The 16,389-nt window shown below is 59.4% G+C and carries 16 protein-coding genes; 7 read left to right on the top strand and 9 right to left on the bottom strand.

Going from position 1 to position 16,389, the window contains the following annotated elements:
* The first annotated feature begins 54 nt into the window (after positions 1 to 54).
* Both DW49_RS0114910 and DW49_RS0114905 read left to right on the top strand, forming a co-directional pair.
* Positions 55 to 1,416, top strand: a complete 1,362-nt coding sequence (locus DW49_RS0114910; protein WP_024419964.1) for an MATE family efflux transporter — start codon at positions 55 to 57, stop codon at positions 1,414 to 1,416.
* 22 nt (positions 1,417 to 1,438) lie between these two features.
* Entirely contained in the window at positions 1,439 to 2,089 is a 651-nt protein-coding gene (locus DW49_RS0114905) for a TetR/AcrR family transcriptional regulator (RefSeq protein ID WP_005618611.1), read from the top strand.
* A 16-nt stretch (positions 2,090 to 2,105) separates the two neighbouring features.
* On the opposite strand, the gene DW49_RS0114900 is transcribed toward DW49_RS0114905, so the two are convergent.
* Positions 2,106 to 4,847, bottom strand: a complete 2,742-nt coding sequence (locus DW49_RS0114900) for a beta-glucosidase (RefSeq protein WP_024419965.1) — start codon at positions 4,845 to 4,847, stop codon at positions 2,106 to 2,108.
* The gene (locus DW49_RS0114895) at positions 4,844 to 5,080 is read right to left on the bottom strand and encodes a hypothetical protein (RefSeq protein WP_003380545.1); all 237 of its coding nucleotides are present in this window, start codon (positions 5,078 to 5,080) and stop codon (positions 4,844 to 4,846) included. Before DW49_RS0114895 ends, DW49_RS0114900 begins: the two co-directional genes overlap by 4 nt.
* Before the next feature lie 513 nt (positions 5,081 to 5,593).
* On the opposite strand from DW49_RS0114895, the gene DW49_RS0114890 reads away from it, so the two are divergent.
* Complete coding sequence (locus tag DW49_RS0114890) at positions 5,594 to 5,950, top strand: hypothetical protein (RefSeq protein ID WP_005618607.1); 357 nt, start codon at positions 5,594 to 5,596, stop codon at positions 5,948 to 5,950.
* 30 nt (positions 5,951 to 5,980) lie between these two features.
* On the opposite strand, the gene DW49_RS0114885 is transcribed toward DW49_RS0114890, so the two are convergent.
* A complete protein-coding gene (locus DW49_RS0114885) occupies positions 5,981 to 6,880 on the bottom strand; it encodes a glycoside hydrolase family protein (RefSeq protein ID WP_024419966.1) in 900 nt (299 codons plus the stop codon).
* Positions 6,881 to 7,032: 152 nt separating this feature from the next.
* On the bottom strand, positions 7,033 to 7,512 hold the full coding sequence (locus DW49_RS0114880) for an LEA/WHy family protein (RefSeq protein ID WP_005618604.1): 480 nt from the start codon (positions 7,510 to 7,512) through the stop codon (positions 7,033 to 7,035).
* A gap of 175 nt (positions 7,513 to 7,687) precedes the next feature.
* Here DW49_RS0114880 and DW49_RS0114875 point away from each other — a divergent pair, with 175 nt between their 5' ends.
* From DW49_RS0114875 to DW49_RS0114865, 3 genes are all read left to right on the top strand, one after another.
* Entirely contained in the window at positions 7,688 to 8,896 is a 1,209-nt protein-coding gene (locus DW49_RS0114875) for an acetyl-CoA C-acyltransferase (RefSeq protein ID WP_024419967.1), read from the top strand.
* An 82-nt stretch (positions 8,897 to 8,978) separates the two neighbouring features.
* Positions 8,979 to 9,752 (top strand): enoyl-CoA hydratase, encoded by a 774-nt coding sequence (locus tag DW49_RS0114870; protein WP_005618599.1) that lies wholly within the window; start codon positions 8,979 to 8,981, stop codon positions 9,750 to 9,752.
* 201 nt (positions 9,753 to 9,953) lie between these two features.
* Positions 9,954 to 10,658: a YebC/PmpR family DNA-binding transcriptional regulator gene (locus DW49_RS0114865; protein WP_003380555.1), complete on the top strand. Its 705-nt coding sequence runs from the start codon at positions 9,954 to 9,956 to the stop codon at positions 10,656 to 10,658.
* Positions 10,659 to 10,676: 18 nt separating this feature from the next.
* On the opposite strand, the gene DW49_RS0114860 is transcribed toward DW49_RS0114865, so the two are convergent.
* Positions 10,677 to 11,981 (bottom strand): leucine-rich repeat-containing protein kinase family protein, encoded by a 1,305-nt coding sequence (locus DW49_RS0114860; protein WP_272481115.1) that lies wholly within the window; start codon positions 11,979 to 11,981, stop codon positions 10,677 to 10,679.
* A 76-nt stretch (positions 11,982 to 12,057) separates the two neighbouring features.
* Positions 12,058 to 12,603 carry a TetR/AcrR family transcriptional regulator gene (locus tag DW49_RS0114855; protein ID WP_005618596.1) on the bottom strand — a complete coding sequence of 182 codons (546 nt, stop codon included), beginning with the start codon at positions 12,601 to 12,603 and terminating at the stop codon, positions 12,058 to 12,060.
* A 106-nt stretch (positions 12,604 to 12,709) separates the two neighbouring features.
* Here DW49_RS0114855 and DW49_RS0114850 point away from each other — a divergent pair, with 106 nt between their 5' ends.
* Positions 12,710 to 13,942 (top strand): MFS transporter, encoded by a 1,233-nt coding sequence (locus DW49_RS0114850; RefSeq protein WP_024419968.1) that lies wholly within the window; start codon positions 12,710 to 12,712, stop codon positions 13,940 to 13,942.
* Between the two features lie 49 nt (positions 13,943 to 13,991).
* Here the strand turns inward: DW49_RS0114850 and DW49_RS0114845 are convergent, their stop codons facing one another.
* The 3 genes from DW49_RS0114845 to DW49_RS0114835 all read right to left on the bottom strand — a co-directional run bounded on the left by DW49_RS0114845 (position 13,992) and on the right by DW49_RS0114835 (position 16,129).
* Positions 13,992 to 14,255 carry a hypothetical protein gene (locus DW49_RS0114845; protein WP_024421307.1) on the bottom strand — a complete coding sequence of 88 codons (264 nt, stop codon included), beginning with the start codon at positions 14,253 to 14,255 and terminating at the stop codon, positions 13,992 to 13,994.
* A gap of 82 nt (positions 14,256 to 14,337) precedes the next feature.
* Positions 14,338 to 15,474, bottom strand: a complete 1,137-nt coding sequence (locus tag DW49_RS0114840) for a M14 family metallopeptidase (protein WP_005618592.1) — start codon at positions 15,472 to 15,474, stop codon at positions 14,338 to 14,340.
* A 121-nt stretch (positions 15,475 to 15,595) separates the two neighbouring features.
* The gene (locus tag DW49_RS0114835; RefSeq protein ID WP_005618590.1) at positions 15,596 to 16,129 is read right to left on the bottom strand and encodes a sigma factor-like helix-turn-helix DNA-binding protein; all 534 of its coding nucleotides are present in this window, start codon (positions 16,127 to 16,129) and stop codon (positions 15,596 to 15,598) included.
* Between the last annotated feature and the right edge of the window lie 260 nt (positions 16,130 to 16,389).

The following is a 16,389-nucleotide window of genomic DNA, read 5'->3' as shown; positions in this document are numbered from 1 at the left end:
TATCATGGTTTGAGCCCTGTATTCAGGGCTCATCAGGCCTTTTGAGAAACATTGATGGCCCACGCCGGCGCAAGATTTACCCAGGGCAGCGTAGCGCAGCATATCGTTGTGACCGCCAGTACCAGTGCCTTGAGCCTGTTTGCGATATTTCTCGTCGACATTCTGACGCTGGTCTATGTCTCGATGCTGCACGATCCGGTGCTTCTGGCTGCGGTGGGCATCGCCAAGGTGCTGCTGTTTTTCAACTCGGCACTGACCACCGGCCTGATCATCGCCGCAACAGCGGTGTTGTCGGAACGCATCGGTCACCGGGCCGTCAGGTCCGTGCCGCGACTCGCCGCCAGTCTTATGCTGATGGTCGTCATGGTCTCGGGTCTGGGCGCTGCGCTGCAGTTGGCGTTGGTGGTGCCGATCACCCACTGGCTGGGGGCCGAGGCCGCCACTTATGAAGCGGCGCGCAGCTTCATCTGGCTGACCCTGCCGTTTACCGTGTTGCAGGCGGTGATGCAGATGTCGGCGCAGATGCTCAGAACCACCGGTGATAACCGTCGGGCGCTGACCGTGGTGCTGTCAGCGGCCGCCACGCTGGCGGTCGCCGACCCGTTCTTCATTTTTGTTCTGGATTTGGGCCTGAAGGGCGCAGGCATTGCATTTGCGGTGTCGGCAGGTGTTTCCGCCTCAATCGGCGTGTATTGGGTTCGCCGCCGTATAGGGCTGGTGTTCACGCTTAACCTTAAGCTGTTGCGCCTGCATGCCGGGCGTACTTTCCGGCTCGCTCTTCCGGCAATGGCCGCAAACCTGGCGACGCCTGTCGGTCTGGCTTATCTTGTTGCATCGCTGTCTACGTTTGGCACTTCAGCGCTGGCCGCCATGACCGTGCTGGACCGGGTCCTGCAGTTTTCCTACTGCGCTTTTTTTGCACTGCCCGGTGCACTGGCTCCGGTGCTTGGGCAGAATATCGGTGCCAACCGGGATGATCGGGTCCGCTCTGCCATCGTCTTCAGTCGGCGCATGGTGGTCTGTTACGGATTGGCCGTCTGGCTGGTGTTGATACTGTGCGGCGGCATGATTGCCGATCTGTACCAACTCGGCGCCGAAGCCCGCGCGGTATTCATTGCCTTCTGCTGGTGGGGCGGCGGTCTCTGGGTGGTGATAGGGCTGGATTTTGTCGCCATCGCCGTGTTCATCACCATGAAAAAGTCATGGTGGGTGGCGGTGTTCGCCTGGCTCAGAGCAACAGCAGGTACAGTGCCGTTCGTGTTGGCCGGCACGCACTGGTTCGGCAGCAGTGGCGCCTTGCCTGGCATGTTTGCCGGCAATGCGGTCATTGCACTGATCTCGATCGCTACGGCCTCGCTGACAGCAAAACGGTTTTTTACCGGCAGGGCCAAGGGCATGAACGCCCAGGCACATTGAATCAAGGCGTAATCAGGTTTTTATGGTCATCGAAGAATCAGGGAATGAATCAGGAGCATCGGTAGCGCCCAAGCGACGCCGGGCGCCCAAGGGCGACATGCGCAGAAAGGCCTTGCTGGACGCCGCCACCGTGGTTTTCGCCAGAGACGGCTACTCGAGTGCGTCAATGCGCGAGGTTGCACTGCTGGCCGGCATCACGACGGTTGGCTTGTTGCATCACTTCCCCAACAAGGAAGCGCTGCTCAGCGCGTTGCTGGAGCGCCGGGATCAGCGGGTCACGTCGAGGTTTCAGGACATGGTCACCGAGCTGACGCTTGACGGGTTTCTGAAGTTTCTCAAGCTGAGCATGAGCTTCAGTGTCGAAAATGCCGACGAGTGTCAGGCAGCGCTGCTGATGAACACCGAAAGCCTCTCGCCCTCGCACCCGGCGTGCTTATGGCACCGCGAGCGATTCCAGATGACCCACGAGCATGCCCGCGGTCATCTGAACGCGCTGATAGAAGCAGGGGAGGTTCGTGCGGATATCAACGTCAAAGCCCTGGCCCAGGAAATCTTCTCGGTCATGGACGGTTTGCAGATTCAGTGGCTGAGAAGCCCGGAGGACGTGGATGTCATGGCGGTGTTCGAGGTGTATGTTCAGCGTCTGGGAAGGGATATCAAGGCTCATCCCTGAGCCTTGAAGGGGTGGATCAGTAAGTCTGTGCCGCGCTGACCTGTACGGCCTTGCGCAGTGGCAACGGCAGCGGGTTACTGTCGCGGGTGGTGAGTTTTTCCGGGTACAGGGTGATCAGGGTCCGGTCGAGGGTCAGGTTCTCCGAATCCTTGCCCACGAGGATCTTGAACTTGCCTGCGTCAACGTCCCAACTTGCGGTCTTGTCGACGTAGTACGCCAGCGAACGCGAGTCGATCGGCACGCTGACCGTCTTGCTCTCACCGGGCTGCAAGTAAACTTTGGTAAAGCCCTTGAGCTCTTTCTCCGGACGGTCTACAGCCGGTTTTACCGGTTGCACGTAAAGCTGTGCCACTTCAAAGCCTGCCTTGTCGCCGGTGTTGGTCACGGTGAACTTGACGTCAATCGTCGCGCCCGGGGTCAGCACGTTGGTCGACAGCTTGAGGTCGCTGTAGCTGAACGTGGTGTAGGACAAGCCGTAACCAAACGGGTACAGCGGCTTGGCGTGCTTCTTGTCATAACCGCGATAACCCATGTACAGGCCTTCGCTGTAGGTCATTTCCGTCAGTGCATTGTCGCCACGATAGGCCGCCGGGTCCGGGTAGGACGCGTAGCTTGGGTTGTCCTCGATTTTCTTGTCGATGGTAATCGGCAGTTTGCCCGACGGGTTGACCTTGCCATAGAGAATCTCGGCCAGCGCCTGACCGCCTTGCTGACCCGGGAACCAGGCTTGCAGCGTCGCGCCGACCTTGTTCGCCCACGGCTGCATGTTGGCCACGCCACCGCCGTGCATGACCACGATGGTATTGGGGTTGGCCTTGGTGACGTAGCTGATCAGCTCTGCTTGCTGGTCAGGCAGATCGAAACCGTGGTCAGAACCTTCGCCTTCGTTTTCAGACGTAGTGCCGATGGCAACCACAACCGCATCGTAGCTCGACAGGTCCTTCGGCGGACGCAACGACGCCCAGCTCATCTGCACACCGGTCAGGCCGCCCAGCACAGGGATGAAATTACCCTGAATGCGCTGGTATTCAAGTTTTACGGTGTAGGTCTTGCCAGCGCTCAATGCGGCAGTTTTCCCCGACGTTGTCAACGCGTTCACCACGTCGCCCGAGTAAGGCACGCCATCGCTCTGCAACACCAGCTCATCGTTGACCCACAGCTTGTAAGGGCCGTCTGCGCGAACCTTGAACACCTGTGCGCCCGAGATAGTGGGCTTGATGGTCGCCGTGAAACGTGCCGAGAAGGCACCGGCTGAAGGGCTGAAGCCCGACACGGCCGTGCTGCCCGCATTGGTGACGTTGGTGCCAGTGGCCCAGTTCAGGTTTACGCCTGGCTCGACGCGCGTCAGTGCCGGATCGCCGGAAAAGCTGGTGTTGGAGAAATACTCGGCTTTAACCCCGGAATTGCTGATGTTGTTGTTACCCGTGGCTGGCTGATACCAGGTCGAACTCGCCGGGTTCAGGCTCATTTCCGGGAGGTAGGTGATGTCGGTGCTGTTGGACGCCAGCTGCTGCAGGCCGCTCAGCTCGGTGACGTAGCTGTTGGGCGGCGAGTTGGCCGTGCCGAATGGCGACGCAGGTGTTTCATGTGCCCAGTTGCCGATCACGGCGATCTTCGCCGAGCGCGCCAGTGGCAGCAGCGGTTTGCCCGCTGCGGTGTTTTCGTTGCGCAGCAGGACAATGGATTCACGTGCGGTATTCAGCGCTGCGCGCATGCCGTACTCGGGGTGGTCCAGAGTTTTAGCGGTATTAAGGTTTTCCTGGAAGTCGTAGCTGACGATGGCCCGCAGGTTGCGCTTGACCTTGTCGTCGATCACGTTCTGGGTCAGTTGCCCGCTCCACAGGTAAGGCAGCAGCTTGGCTTCGGTGAATTGCAGGCCCGACGGCATGTCGATGTCGGTGCCGGCCCATGCGCCCTTGAACGCGTCGTGAATGGCGTTGAAGTCGCTGATTACCGTGCCTTGATAGCCCCATTCACCCTTGAGCACTTCAGTGATCAGGTGATGGTTTTCGCACGCGTAGTCGCCATTGACCTTGTTGAAACCGCACATGATCGACGCCACGTTGGCGTTCTTGACCATCGACTCGAAGCCCGGCAAGTACAGTTCGCGCAGGGTGCGCTCATCGACCTTGACGTCGACGGCCTGGCGATTGGCTTCCTGCTCGTTGGCCAGGTAATGCTTGCCGCTGGCCTGAATGCCTTGCGCCTGAATAGCGTTGACGATGGCCGGTGCCATGACCGCGCCGAGGAACGGGTCCTCGCCACTGACGTACTCTGCCGAGCGGCCGTTGTACGGGGTGCGGTAGAGGTTTGCGCCAGGCGAGAGCATCTGCTGGCCACCGGAGATACGCGTCTCGTAGGCAATGGCCAGACCGAATTCCTTGGCCCGATTGATGCTCCAGGTGGCAGCCAGTGCGGACTGCGACGGGTACTGCGCGCCAAACGTGGCGTTGTTGACGTGCACGCCCATCGACGAGTCATACGCCACGGTGCCCTTGATGCCCCACTTGAGCAGGGAAGGGATCATGTGCCCGTCATTCACGCGGGTAAAGTTGATCTTCTCGGACTGATTCATGTTGTCGAGAATCGAGCTGACGCGGGCTTCGACTTCGTTGCCGGTGGCCGGTGTCACTGCGGCGAGCGCGAGGTTGGCCTGCATAACACTGAACGTCAGCAGGCTCAGGCCCAGGGTCTGTTTGAATGCTGACACGGCAAGTGTCCTTCTGGTCGATGCAAGAGGTTGATAAGGGCTGTTCATGGGCGTTGTGCCTGCGCAGGTGCATCGTCGGTGTCCACCGGCGTATCGAGCAGGGTGGAGGAACTCTTCTGCGTCGTCGGGCTGATCTTGTCGGCGCCGGACAACTGGTCGCGTTTCGCTTCCACCTGCACCCGGATCTGTTGATTGGCGGCAGTGGTATTGGAAGTCGAGTCCGCTGCCAGCGCGGCGACACTTTGCGCGCACAGAAGTACTGCGCTGAAAACAGACAGCATGGATCTATTCATCGATTGCATCTCGATTGAGGGTGACAGGATAAAACTGAGGGTTGTTGCAATGGCACATCGGCGTGGCCGAGTGTTAAGTCCAGCGCAACACTAAAAAGTTCACTGAGCGATAAAGTATTCGCATCGCTCGGTTTAATAAATGATATCGGTTTGCCATGCTGCTGTTTTTTGATGATTTTAGCCGGAAGATTTTTGTGGTTTTTATCATTTATTGGTGTTTTTTACCAGTAAAAATCTAATTATTGGATTTTTATAGCGTGTTTTTGGCTTATTTATTGGGTTTTCTTGCTTTTTATAAACCTAACTACAGTTAGGTTTAGTGATCTGGTAAGCTTTGCATCCTGACTGAAATAGCAAGTTTTGTTTGTCTTTTAATAATCAGAAACTCTCGATTATTGAGGCGTGGATAGAGGCTGTGTGAGTTTTTATATATAAAGTTCATTATGAAAATCCAACGGTTTTATAAGTGATTTTCAAAGAGAGGCGGGTGGCTGTTTTATAGTGAGTGTCAGTTTTATTGACTGTCAGTTACGCTATTTCAAGGCGGGTGTGGTGAGCAACGAATATAACCGGATCGAGCGTGTGGTCCTGAGTGCCGTCAAGCGACTGTGCGGTGGTCAGCGTCGAAAGCTGACGTTCGGTCAGATCTACAGGGAGCTGGTGCGATCGCAATCCAGCGTCCCTGCCATCGGTGTTTGCGTGACAACGGTCGACACGCTGGTCAGGGAGGGGTTGCTGACCTCTGTCAAAACCCTCGAACCCGATCGATCATTCCCCTACACCCAGCATCTGATCAGCGGCCTGACCGAGATCGGCGCAGCGTCCTTGATGGACACGGGCGCTGGCGTCACGCGTTGATCCTGCCTGCGCCGTCTTCCGGCGCGAGCTTCACTGGCTGTACGGCAACGAGAGGTAGTAGTGACCCAGTTCGGTGAGTGTGCCCTCGTTGCTCAACAGGCTGGAGAAATGCGGGTCCTGAGTCATGCGCCCGGTAAACCAGGCATACCTGAACACGTCTGCGCGCCCTTCGAGTGTGGCAACCATATTGGCCATTTGCTGCTTTTGCTTCTCCACCGAATCAATCTGCATGCCGTCATCCAGGCCATGCCAATTGGCGAATTCCGTGACCCATACGGGTTTTCCGTAGCGTGACAGCCTGTCGAGCATCCCCGACAAGCCGTAGTCGTACCAATGAAAAGCCAGGTAGTCGATGCGCGGGTCGCGATTCTGATTCATCGATCGATACGCGGCATAAAAGGCGTCAAGCCACACCACCGGGTCGCCGTAACCCGACAGGGTTCCCCAGTTCATGGCCGGGCCCACCAGCTTGACACCGGTCTGCGCCGCGATCTGCTCCAGCCTTGGCCAGAAGCGCGCGGCGGCCTCGGGCGTCATGTTGGCCTGGTCCTGCAGATTGGGTTCGTTGATCACCAGCAGGTAGCGAATGGCCGGGTGGGCCTGAAGATAGAGTTTCAACTGACCGTCATCGATGTTGTCGTTCCAGACCATCGGAATGAAGTCCACGCCGTACATCGAGGCGTAATCGTAGGACGCCAGGCGGTCATGCGGTTTCGGGCTCCAGTTGTACCACCAGCTCACACCTGCCGATAACGCACTCAGGTCGGCAGGCTGGGCGATGTCGTAGGCGATGCCACGCTTGGCGCTTTTGTCGGCGGCCCATGCGGGTGCAATCGCCACGCTAAACAGCAGCGCGAGCAGCGTTATGAGAGACAGGAGAGGGGAAAGAGACAAGGCGCGGCGATTTGCTGACAGCTTGCGCAGCATCATTGGCAGGTCTTCCTTGAGCATGAGGGGCGAAAACACAGGTTCCCGGAATCAAGCGGCAAGCATGCCAGCGTTCTCGGACCTATTTATGACGGTGCTTGTTTATGGCCGTGCTCGCCCTGCGGTTCTGCCATTCACTGCTTGCTTGCTGGCAGTCAGAAAGGGTCACCCTCTGCCTGACGCAGGTCCAGTGTGCCGCTGTCGCTGAAGCGCATCGTACCGAACAGGCCTCCGGCCAGCTTGCCGCGCAGCCTGTAGGGCAGGTTGTCGAGGCGCTGGCTTTGCGTCAGCCCCAGTGCCTGACGCAGGGCCGCAAATGCCGACACGCTGACCGGCACTACCAGCACCGCCTCGGAGAAGCGTCCTACGGTGCCTTTCTGATTACTCACACCCGAGGCAAGCAATTTGCCATTGACGTCCAGGTCCAGCGCTACGCCGCTGTAGTCGATCTCGGTTTCGTTCGGGTTCTGCACCCGCAGCGTGACCGCCATACGCAGTTCCAGCCCTTGTCCGGGAATAGGTTCGATACCGACGACATTGATGGTCAGCGGATCTCGATGAGGGATCAGCGCACACGCGCTCAGGCTCAGAACAAGAAGGCCCGCGAGCAAGGCGCGAAGAGGGCGTAGCGACATTCGTGGGCTCCAGCGTCAAGGTGCAATAACAGTCAGACCTCGCCGCCGGTGAGAGATTCGTAACGTAGCGCGCGATGTGCAGATACACGCTAATCTGCCTGCTGCAACCATTGCGTCCCTCGCGCCGCAGGTTGATGATTTGACCGATCCAATAAAAACAAGACTGGAGATAGCCATGTCCATCGAAAGGACGACCCCTCATCACGACCCTGTGGTCATTGTCAGCGCGGTACGCACGCCCATGGGTGGTTTTCAGGGCGACCTGCAAAGCCTTGGCGCTACCCGGCTGGGGTCGATTGCCATCAGTGCCGCCGTCGAACGTGCCGCCATTGCCCCCGGTGACGTTGAGCACGTGCTGTTCGGCTGCGTGCTGCCGGCAGGCCTCGGCCAGGCGCCGGCTCGGCAAGCGGCATTGGGTGCAGGGTTGAGCACCGGCACGTTGTGCAGCACGGTCAACAAAATGTGCGGCTCGGGGATGCAGACCGCCATCATGGCCCATGATCTGCTGATGGCCGACGCTGCAGCCGTGGTGGTGGCCGGGGGCATGGAGAGCATGTCCAACGCGCCTTATCTGCTCGACCGCGCGCGCAGCGGCTATCGCATGGGGCATGGCAAGGTGCTGGACCACATGTTTCTCGACGGCCTCGAAGATGCTTATGAGCCAGGCCGGCTGATGGGCACCTTCGCCGAAGACTGCGCTCAGCGCCACGCCTTCAGCCGCGAAGCGCAGGACGCGTTCGCCCTGGCATCATTGGCTCGCGCGCAACAAGCCATCACCGACGGGCACTTCGATGCCGAGATTGTTCCGGTGCAGGTTACGGTGGGCAAGGAGTCCAGGCATATCACCCATGACGAGCAGCCGCCCAAGGCGCGTCCAGACAAGATCCCGACGCTCAAACCGGCGTTTCGCGAGGGCGGTACGGTCACGGCAGCCAACTCCAGTTCCATCTCCGATGGCGCAGCGGCGCTGTTGCTGATGCGTCAGTCACAAGCGCAGCGCCGAGGCTTGCATCCGCTGGCCATATTCCACGCGCATGCAGGCTTCGCCGACGAACCGGGGCTGTTTCCGACAGCGCCCATCGGGGCCATTCAGCGCCTGCTGGGCAAGACAGGCTGGGCACTGGATGACGTCGATCTGTTCGAGATCAACGAGGCATTCGCAGTCGTGCCGATGGTGGCAATGAGCGAGCTGGGCATCCCGCACGAGAAGGTCAACGTCAATGGCGGCGCCTGTGCACTCGGTCACCCGATAGGCGCTTCGGGCGCGCGGATCATTGTCACGTTGCTGGCGGCCTTGCGGCGCAGGCAGCTCAAGCGCGGGGTGGCAGCGATCTGCATTGGTGGTGGTGAAGCGACTTCTGTTGCCGTTGAATTGATTTATTAATCAACAGGTTAACGATAAAGATTAAAGCAGATTATGGGTTGTCTGCTTTTATCGAACATTTTCATTAAATGGATATTTATCAATGGATTACGAGACAATCCTCAGTGAGGTTATAGGTGGCGTCGGGCTGGTCACGTTGAACCGTCCCAAGGCCCTGAACGCACTGAATGCCCGTCTGATCGACGAGTTGAACCACGCGCTTGACCAGTTCGAGGCGGACAGCGCCATTGGCTGTATCGTGCTGACCGGCTCGGAAAAAGCCTTCGCTGCGGGGGCTGACATCAAGGAAATGGTAGAGCTCTCTTACCCGCAGATCTACCTCGATGACCTGTTTCGTGAAAGTGACCGAGTGGCCGCGCGGCGTAAACCGATGGTCGCGGCCGTGGCCGGTTTCGCGCTGGGCGGTGGCTGTGAACTGGCATTGATGTGCGACTTCATTCTGGCTGCCGAAAACGCCAGGTTTGGTCAACCGGAGATCAACCTCGGTGTGTTGCCGGGCATGGGCGGGACGCAACGTCTGACCCGTGCGGTTGGCAAGGCCAAGGCAATGGAAATGTGCCTGACCGGTCGCCTGATCGACGCCCATGAAGCCGAGCGCGCGGGTCTGGTGTCCCGTGTCTTGCCGCTTGACCAGCTACTGCCCGAAGCACTGGCAGTGGCCGTCACCATCGCCGCGAAATCGCTGCCGGTGGCGATGATGGTCAAGGAGAGCGTCAACCGCGCCTTTGAGGTGAGCCTGGCAGAAGGTATCCGCTTCGAGCGCCGGGTGTTCCATGCGGCCTTCGCCAGTCACGACCAGAAAGAAGGCATGCAAGCGTTTATCGACAAGCGCCAGCCGGATTTCAAGGACTGTTAGGTCAGCGCGACAAGGTCATCCTGACGGGTTGGTTTGCGCAATGTGCCCGTCGGGGGTTTCATCTGCCGTGATCGCGTATAAAATGCGCCGCGCCGGACAGGGTATTTGCCGGCAACCCTTTTTCAGCGCCTTGCCAGCGCCGCGCTCTGCCAGTCTTGCAGGCGCAGGTGGCGAGGTGCCTATCGAATCAAGAGAGCAGACATGGGCGCACAGTGGAAGGTCAAGCATAAAGAAGCGGCAGCCAATGCCAAGGGACGTACGTTTGGCAAGCTGTCCAAGGAGATCATGATCGCGGCCCGCGCAGGTGCAGACCCGGACATGAACTCGCGTCTGCGCCTGGTGGTGGAGCAGGCCAAAAAGGCTTCGATGCCACGCGAAACCCTGGAACGTGCCATCAAGAAAGGCGCGGGTTTGCTGGGCGAGAGCGTCAACTTCGAGCGCCTGACCTACGAAGGTTTTGCGCCGCACCGCGTGCCGGTGATCGTCGAGTGCCTGACCGACAACATCAACCGCACGGTCTCGGAGATTCGCGTGCTGTTCCGCAAAGGCCAGTTGGGCGCTGCGGGTTCGGTTTCCTGGGATTTTCTGTATCAGGGCATGATCGAGGCGGTGCCAACGGCAGCAGACGCTGATGCCGATGAAGCAGCCATCGAGGCCGGTGCGCAGGACTGCGAGCCAGGTGAAGAGGGCGCGACGCTGTTCCTGACCGAGCCTACCGACATGGACGCCGTTTGCAAGGCGCTCCCGGAATTCGGCTTCACCGTCCAGTCTGCGCAATTGGGCTATCGCCCGAAGAGCACCGTGGATGGCTTGACCGACGAGCAAATGGCCGAAGTCGAAGCGTTTCTTGAAGCCATCGACAACCATGACGACGTACAGAACGTGTACGTCGGTCTGGCGGGCTGACTCACGCTGTGGAGCGCATCATGCGCTCCATGCCTTCAGTTGCAGATGCACCTCTGCCAGTGACGGCCGTTGCTGGCTGTCCGGCTGTACGCAAAGTGTCTGCAGCGCTTGCAGGCCGCCAATGACGTTCTGATCTTGCGGCTCTGCATCACAGCGTTCCAGCAGTTCTCCGAGCAAAATACCGAAAGCCCGCGCTTCGATGCGCTCCAGTGCTTGGCCTGCGCCTGCCGAAGGATGAAATGACGCCGCACCGAAGTCACCGAGCAGGCAGTTACCATCGGCTTGCCAGAGAATGTTGTGGCCGTATAGATCGCCGTGGGTGATGCCGTTGGCGTGCAGGTGCGCGGTGACCGAGGCAATGCCGGTGGCCAGACGCAATAAAACCGGCAGCGAAAAGCGCGCTTCGCTGGCATAGACGTCACGGCTACAGGATTCCAGGCTGGGCGCGCCGGCAAGGTTGGTGAAGTCAGGTGCGATCAGCTCCATGACCAGACCGTTTTGCTGAGCGGGATGCCCGCTGATCTGCCCGAGCACCTCGATCAGGTGCTGGTGATGCCCTGCCGCGATGCAAGCGGCCATTTCATTGAGCGGCGAGCCATCGCTGGTGATACTGCCCTTGTACAGCTTGACCGCTACCGTTCGTTCGTCGTCTTCGTTGCGCCAGACCGCCTGTTGAATAATCCCGGACGCGCCTTCGCCCAGGCGCTGCCCGATGCTCAATTGTTGCCACGCAATCGGGCGGATCGGCTCGGCCAGGTGCTCGACGCACAGCGGGTTATCGGCATAGGCGAGCCAGGCCAGGGCGGGCAGGCTCAGCAGCCACGCTGGCAGTTCGGTCAGGCGGTTGGCAGCGATGCGCAGCAGTTCCAGCCTGTGGCAGTCAGCGAGGGTTGCGGGCAGGCTACGCAACCGGTTGCCGGCCAGCATTAGCTTTTGCAGGTCGGGACGGCGGCCCAGCTCATCAGGCAGGGACTCGATTCGATTGTCGGTGAGGATCAGCCAGCGCAGGCGCGGCGGCAGTGCTGCGGCGCTAACCTGTTCGATGCGATTGGCCTTGAAGCCGACAATGTGCAACTGCTGGCACTGGCCGATGCTTTCGGGCAAATGGGTGAACGGGTTGTCCGACGCAAACAGCACGCGCAGATGCGTGAGGCGACACAAGTCGTCCGGCAGGGACGTCAGTGAGTTGCCGCTGAGGTTCAGCACTTCCAGGGTGTCCGCCAGCTCGAATATCTCGGCCGGGAATTCGCTCAGACCACACGAGAGGTCGAGCCGTTTGATGCCTGCCAGCTTGCCGGCGCGTAGGTCTGCGAGGGTATGCATGAATGTATTCGGTCGTTGATCGGACAAGGCGCGCATCATAACGGGAGTTTCAGGCATTGGCTGCTGCCATATGGCGTCAGCCCAGGCAGCGGTTTACCCACTGGTGTACACGTTCCAGTGTCGGCGCGGCTTCGGAATACAGAATCCGGTAGATCATCGGCGCAACGATGGCGTCGATCAGATCGTCCGCAGTCGGCGATATTTCGCCACGCTCGGTGGCGCGGTCGATCATGATCTGCAATTGCTTGCGGACCATTGCCGCGCACTTGCCAACACAGCCCGAGGTGCTGGCGGCCACATCGCGCATCAGCGCCCGACCCGGTGCCGAGGACATTTCGTCCAGATACATCTCGCTCCAGCTCAACAGGTCCTGACGCAGACTGCCTTGATCTATCGGCGTATCGGGGCGCAGTCGCTCGATGGCCGCGTCGGCCAGCAGCGTGGTCAGATCGCCCCAGCGGCGGTAGATGGTTGACGGCGTAACGCCGGCCTGAGCCGCAATCATGGGCACGCTGAGCGCCGCGCGATCATGCGCTTCGAGCAAGTCCCGAACGGCACGGTGAATGGATTCCTGCACCCGGGCGCTGCGACCTCCGGTGCGTACTGCTTCTTTGATAGCCATGTGGCGGACCTTAACACAAAGTATTTGCTTTAAGCGCTATGCAGTCGCACACTCCGCAAAAGCTAATTTATGGCTTTAACAGGTTGCATCAACGGAGAGTGCCGTCATGTCCCGTTCGTTATCCCATCCGGTTTCACGCAATCCGGAACCTGAAAAATTCACTGCCCGAAGCCACCTCGGGTTTCTGGCTTTCACCACACTGTGCTTTTTTGCGGCGTCCGGTACGCCCACACCGCTTTATCATCTGTATCAGGAGGCGTGGGGGTTTTCTTCCGGCGTGCTCACCCTGATTTTTGCAGTGTATGCGTTCAGCCTGCTGGCGGCCTTGCTGATGGGCGGCTCGCTGTCTGATTACCTGGGGCGACGTCCGGTGATTTTCGGCGCGCTGCTGCTGCAAATTGTCTCGATGCTGCTGTTCATCTTTGCCCGCGACGTAACCTGGCTGGTCGCGGCGCGTCTGTTACAAGGCTTTGCGACAGGCCTTGCGGCCAGTGCCCTGGGGGCTGCGTTGCTGGACAGCGATCAATCCAAAGGCCCATTGATCAACAGTATTTCGCCCATGCTCGGCATGGCAGTGGGTGCGCTGGGCACTGCCTTGCTGGTGCAATGGGCGCCGCTGCCTTTGATGCTCGCTTACTGTTTTCTGCTGGCAGCTTTCGTGATTCAGGCGATTTATCTCGGGCGGGTCGCAGAAACCGTCAGCCGCCAGCCGGGCGTCTGGCAATCTCTCAAGCCGTCGCTGCATGTACCGCAACAGGCGCGGCGCATGTTGTGGCTGGTGCTGCCGGTGGACATTGCCGCATGGGCGCTCGGCGGTTTCTTTCTGTCCTTGAGCCCATCCCTGCTGGCGGCGGCAACCGGCTCAACCTCGCCGCTCAATGGCGGGCTGGCCGTTGCAGCGCTGACGCTTAGCGGCGCGCTGGCGATTGTGACCCTGCGCCAGCGCGACCCGGTGCTGGGGCTGTGGGTAGGCGCAAGCTTTCTGCCGCTCGGCGTGGCGGTGATTCTGCTGGCGGTCAATCTGGGGGCGCTGTGGCTGTTTTTCGTCGGTGCCGTGGTGGCGGGCATCGGTTTTGGCTCGAGCTTTCTGGGTGCATTGCGCATGCTCATGCCGCTGGCACATGCCCATGAGCGGGCAGGGCTGATGTCGGCGTTTCTGGTGCTCAGTTACCTGGCGTTCTGCATACCCGCACTGATCGCCGGGTACTTTGCTCATTCGGTGGGGCTGGTGATGACCAGCAATGTCTATGGCGCAGTGGTGATCACGCTGGCTTTGATCGCGCTGGCGGGGTTGGTAGTGCGGCACACTGGCGGTGGGGAGAAGCATGATCGAGGCTGAGTGCGGCGACTATCGGGTATGATTTTCACACCTTCGCGAGCGATTGGTGTCATGAGTCCGAAGCATCGCGTTTGCGCATCAGCAGCACCAGCAAGCCTGTCAGTTGCATTGCGCCCACGCCCATTGCGATCTTTTGCGCTGTCGGGCCCATGTCGCTGATCCACACGATCAGCAGAATCAACACCACCACGAAAGCGGGTATTGCGCACACAATGCTCAATACCCGCGCCAGCCGAGAAAAACGCCCAGCAGACGGATGTTCCGGGTCTATCAAGGACACGCCGTTCAGAAACGCTAAAAATAAATCGATCATGGCTTCCTCGCACGCGGAGTGCTTTCCCGGAGACTCTTATCGAGAGCGTCGCATCTCGATAAAAGGGCTGCAAGGGTAGTTCCTAGCGCAAATCCGCTACCATCTCCGCCAGCACGCTCAGCACATCCTTGGCCAGTTGCGCAGAGCGCTTGCCTGACCAGCCGGTGAGCGGGTCTGGTGCGTTGTCGTGATCCTTGAACGGCATCTCCAGGGTCAGCGCCAGGCATTTGTAGCGTTCGCCGATGGCGTTGGCCGCCAGGTTCATGTTGGCCTGGCCGGGCGCGCTGCGCGGGTATCCGTAAACCGTCTGGAAATCGACAGTGACGTCGCTCAGACGGCTGCGAAAGCGCTCTTCGAGCTGCCGTTGGTGGGCGGTGTAGCCCGGATTACCTTCACACGCGGCGGTGAATACCTGGGGTATTTCTTCATCGCCGTGGACGTCAAGGAACATGTCCACGCCGTATTTTTCCATCTGCTGCCTGACGAACAGGACTTCCGGGCTCTGCGCCTTGGTGCTGTCCTGCCACGCGCGGTTGAGGTCCTTGCCGGCTGCGTTGGTGCGTAAATGACCGTGGAATGCGCCGTCCGGGTTCATGCTGGGCACCAGGTACAGGTCGGCACTGGCCAGCAATTGCTGCAGCACAGCGTCATCTTTTTGCTGCAGGCGCTCGATCACACCTTCCATGAACCACTCGGCCATGTGCTCGCCGGGATGTTGCTGGGCGATGAACCAGATCTTGCGCTTGCCTTCGCTGCCATCGCCTTTGCGCAGCAACTGAATGTCACGGCCTTCAATACTTTTGCCGGTCGACAGCACCTGCATGCCGGCGTTTGTCTGCGCGTGCTCGATCAGCGCGTCATGACGCTCACGGCTGTAGGGTTCGAAATAGGCAAACCAGACCTGCGCTTGCTCGGCGGCAAGGCTGAAATTCAGCGCCTTGCCGTCGAAATCCGACGGCACGCGAAACCAGTGTTTGTGATCATAAGAGGCCACGGCGTTGTAGCCGGTCCAGGCACTGTTGAAGGTGGACTCGCTGGCGTTGGCCAGACTAAAGCCATAGGTTTGACCCACGTTCAGACCGTCGACCTTGAAATGAAACCATTGAAAGTGCGCGCTTTGCGTGTCAGGCCTGATTGCCAGCCTGATGCGGGCCGGGTCGCTGCTGTCCAGCACCTGAATATTGCCGCTGTCGAAGTCCGAGCTGATAGTGAGAGTCAAGAGGGTGCCTGCGTATGTAGATGCCTGGTCAGGCCGCTACTGTACACCGATCGACATCAGGCTCTGCGACGTAAAATTCATGTGCCGCGACGTCAACGTTATTGCGACGCTCATCCGCTTTTTAGGAGATTACTTCGGCCGTGACCATCAGGCTGCAGATGAATGCCGTGAGCAGGCACCAGGCCAGATACACCCTGCGCTTGCGCCGATGCCAGCCGCTGGCGCCAAGCAGTGCGGCAGGTGCCTGTAAAAGACGCCAGACGCGCTCGCTGTTCTGAAACGCCGAGAGGTGTGCTGCCTCGGCATCGAGCCAGTGACGAAACTCGATCCGTTCGCTGGCCGTGGCAGTCGGGCTTTGCAGGTGCACGTACCAGCGGTTGGCCTGATCCTGAATGGCACGGGCGTCGTCGGCGGTCTGGCGATGGGTTTTGCCTAATGCCCGAAGCATGGCGCGTTCTACCCGAGTGACGTCTACGTCCATGAAGCGCGCGATGTCGGCGTACGGCAGGCCGTCGAGTCGGCTCAGCAGGAATATCTGCCGGGTCCGGCGCGACAGTTTGCCCAGCTGCTGGCCGAGCTCGATCGCTTCCGGCGTGGGCTGCGCATCAGGCAGCCGGGCGGGCAGGTGCAGTAAAGACGAGAGCTGATTACTCATGGTGTATCGCTCGCTGATCTTCCATGGGGATTGTTCCTTGAGCTGACTGGGGTCATCCGTGATGAGAATAGACTATTGAATACGAGAATCATTCTCAAGTGAAAAAATGCAGCATTTACGTTTTATGTGCTGATTTCAGCCGGTTTCAGCCGGAAAAGATGACCTTGATCAAGGTTGTTTTGCTATGATCCGCGCCATCGCTGCACACACGTATGTGCAGCACCCCACTTCATTAGCCTGAAGTAGCGGAAAACCAAAAG

This window comes from Pseudomonas avellanae BPIC 631, assembly GCF_000444135.1.
GTDB lineage: Bacteria > Pseudomonadota > Gammaproteobacteria > Pseudomonadales > Pseudomonadaceae > Aquipseudomonas > Aquipseudomonas avellanae.
Note: the sequence above shows the minus strand (reverse complement) of the source record. Positions and strands in the feature narration are given on the sequence as shown.

Bases quoted from the DNA above. Each gene is read 5' to 3' on its own strand.
- DW49_RS0114865 (WP_003380555.1), top strand. From the start codon at position 9,954: ATGGGCGCACAGTGGAAGGTCAAGCATAAAGAAGCGGCAGCCAATGCC.
- DW49_RS0114900 (WP_024419965.1), bottom strand. From the start codon at position 4,847: ATGAACAGCCCTTATCAACCTCTTGCATCGACCAGAAGGACACTTGCC.
- DW49_RS0114850 (WP_024419968.1), top strand. From the start codon at position 12,710: ATGTCCCGTTCGTTATCCCATCCGGTTTCACGCAATCCGGAACCTGAA.
- DW49_RS0114860 (WP_272481115.1), bottom strand. From the start codon at position 11,981: ATGCATACCCTCGCAGACCTACGCGCCGGCAAGCTGGCAGGCATCAAA.
- DW49_RS0114880 (WP_005618604.1), bottom strand. From the start codon at position 7,512: ATGTCGCTACGCCCTCTTCGCGCCTTGCTCGCGGGCCTTCTTGTTCTG.
- DW49_RS0114875 (WP_024419967.1), top strand. From the start codon at position 7,688: ATGTCCATCGAAAGGACGACCCCTCATCACGACCCTGTGGTCATTGTC.
- DW49_RS0114855 (WP_005618596.1), bottom strand. From the start codon at position 12,603: ATGGCTATCAAAGAAGCAGTACGCACCGGAGGTCGCAGCGCCCGGGTG.
- DW49_RS0114895 (WP_003380545.1), bottom strand. From the start codon at position 5,080: ATGCTGTCTGTTTTCAGCGCAGTACTTCTGTGCGCGCAAAGTGTCGCC.
- DW49_RS0114845 (WP_024421307.1), bottom strand. From the start codon at position 14,255: ATGATCGATTTATTTTTAGCGTTTCTGAACGGCGTGTCCTTGATAGAC.
- DW49_RS0114905 (WP_005618611.1), top strand. From the start codon at position 1,439: ATGGTCATCGAAGAATCAGGGAATGAATCAGGAGCATCGGTAGCGCCC.
- DW49_RS0114910 (WP_024419964.1), top strand. From the start codon at position 55: ATGGCCCACGCCGGCGCAAGATTTACCCAGGGCAGCGTAGCGCAGCAT.
- DW49_RS0114870 (WP_005618599.1), top strand. From the start codon at position 8,979: ATGGATTACGAGACAATCCTCAGTGAGGTTATAGGTGGCGTCGGGCTG.
- DW49_RS0114885 (WP_024419966.1), bottom strand. From the start codon at position 6,880: ATGATGCTGCGCAAGCTGTCAGCAAATCGCCGCGCCTTGTCTCTTTCC.
- DW49_RS0114835 (WP_005618590.1), bottom strand. From the start codon at position 16,129: ATGAGTAATCAGCTCTCGTCTTTACTGCACCTGCCCGCCCGGCTGCCT.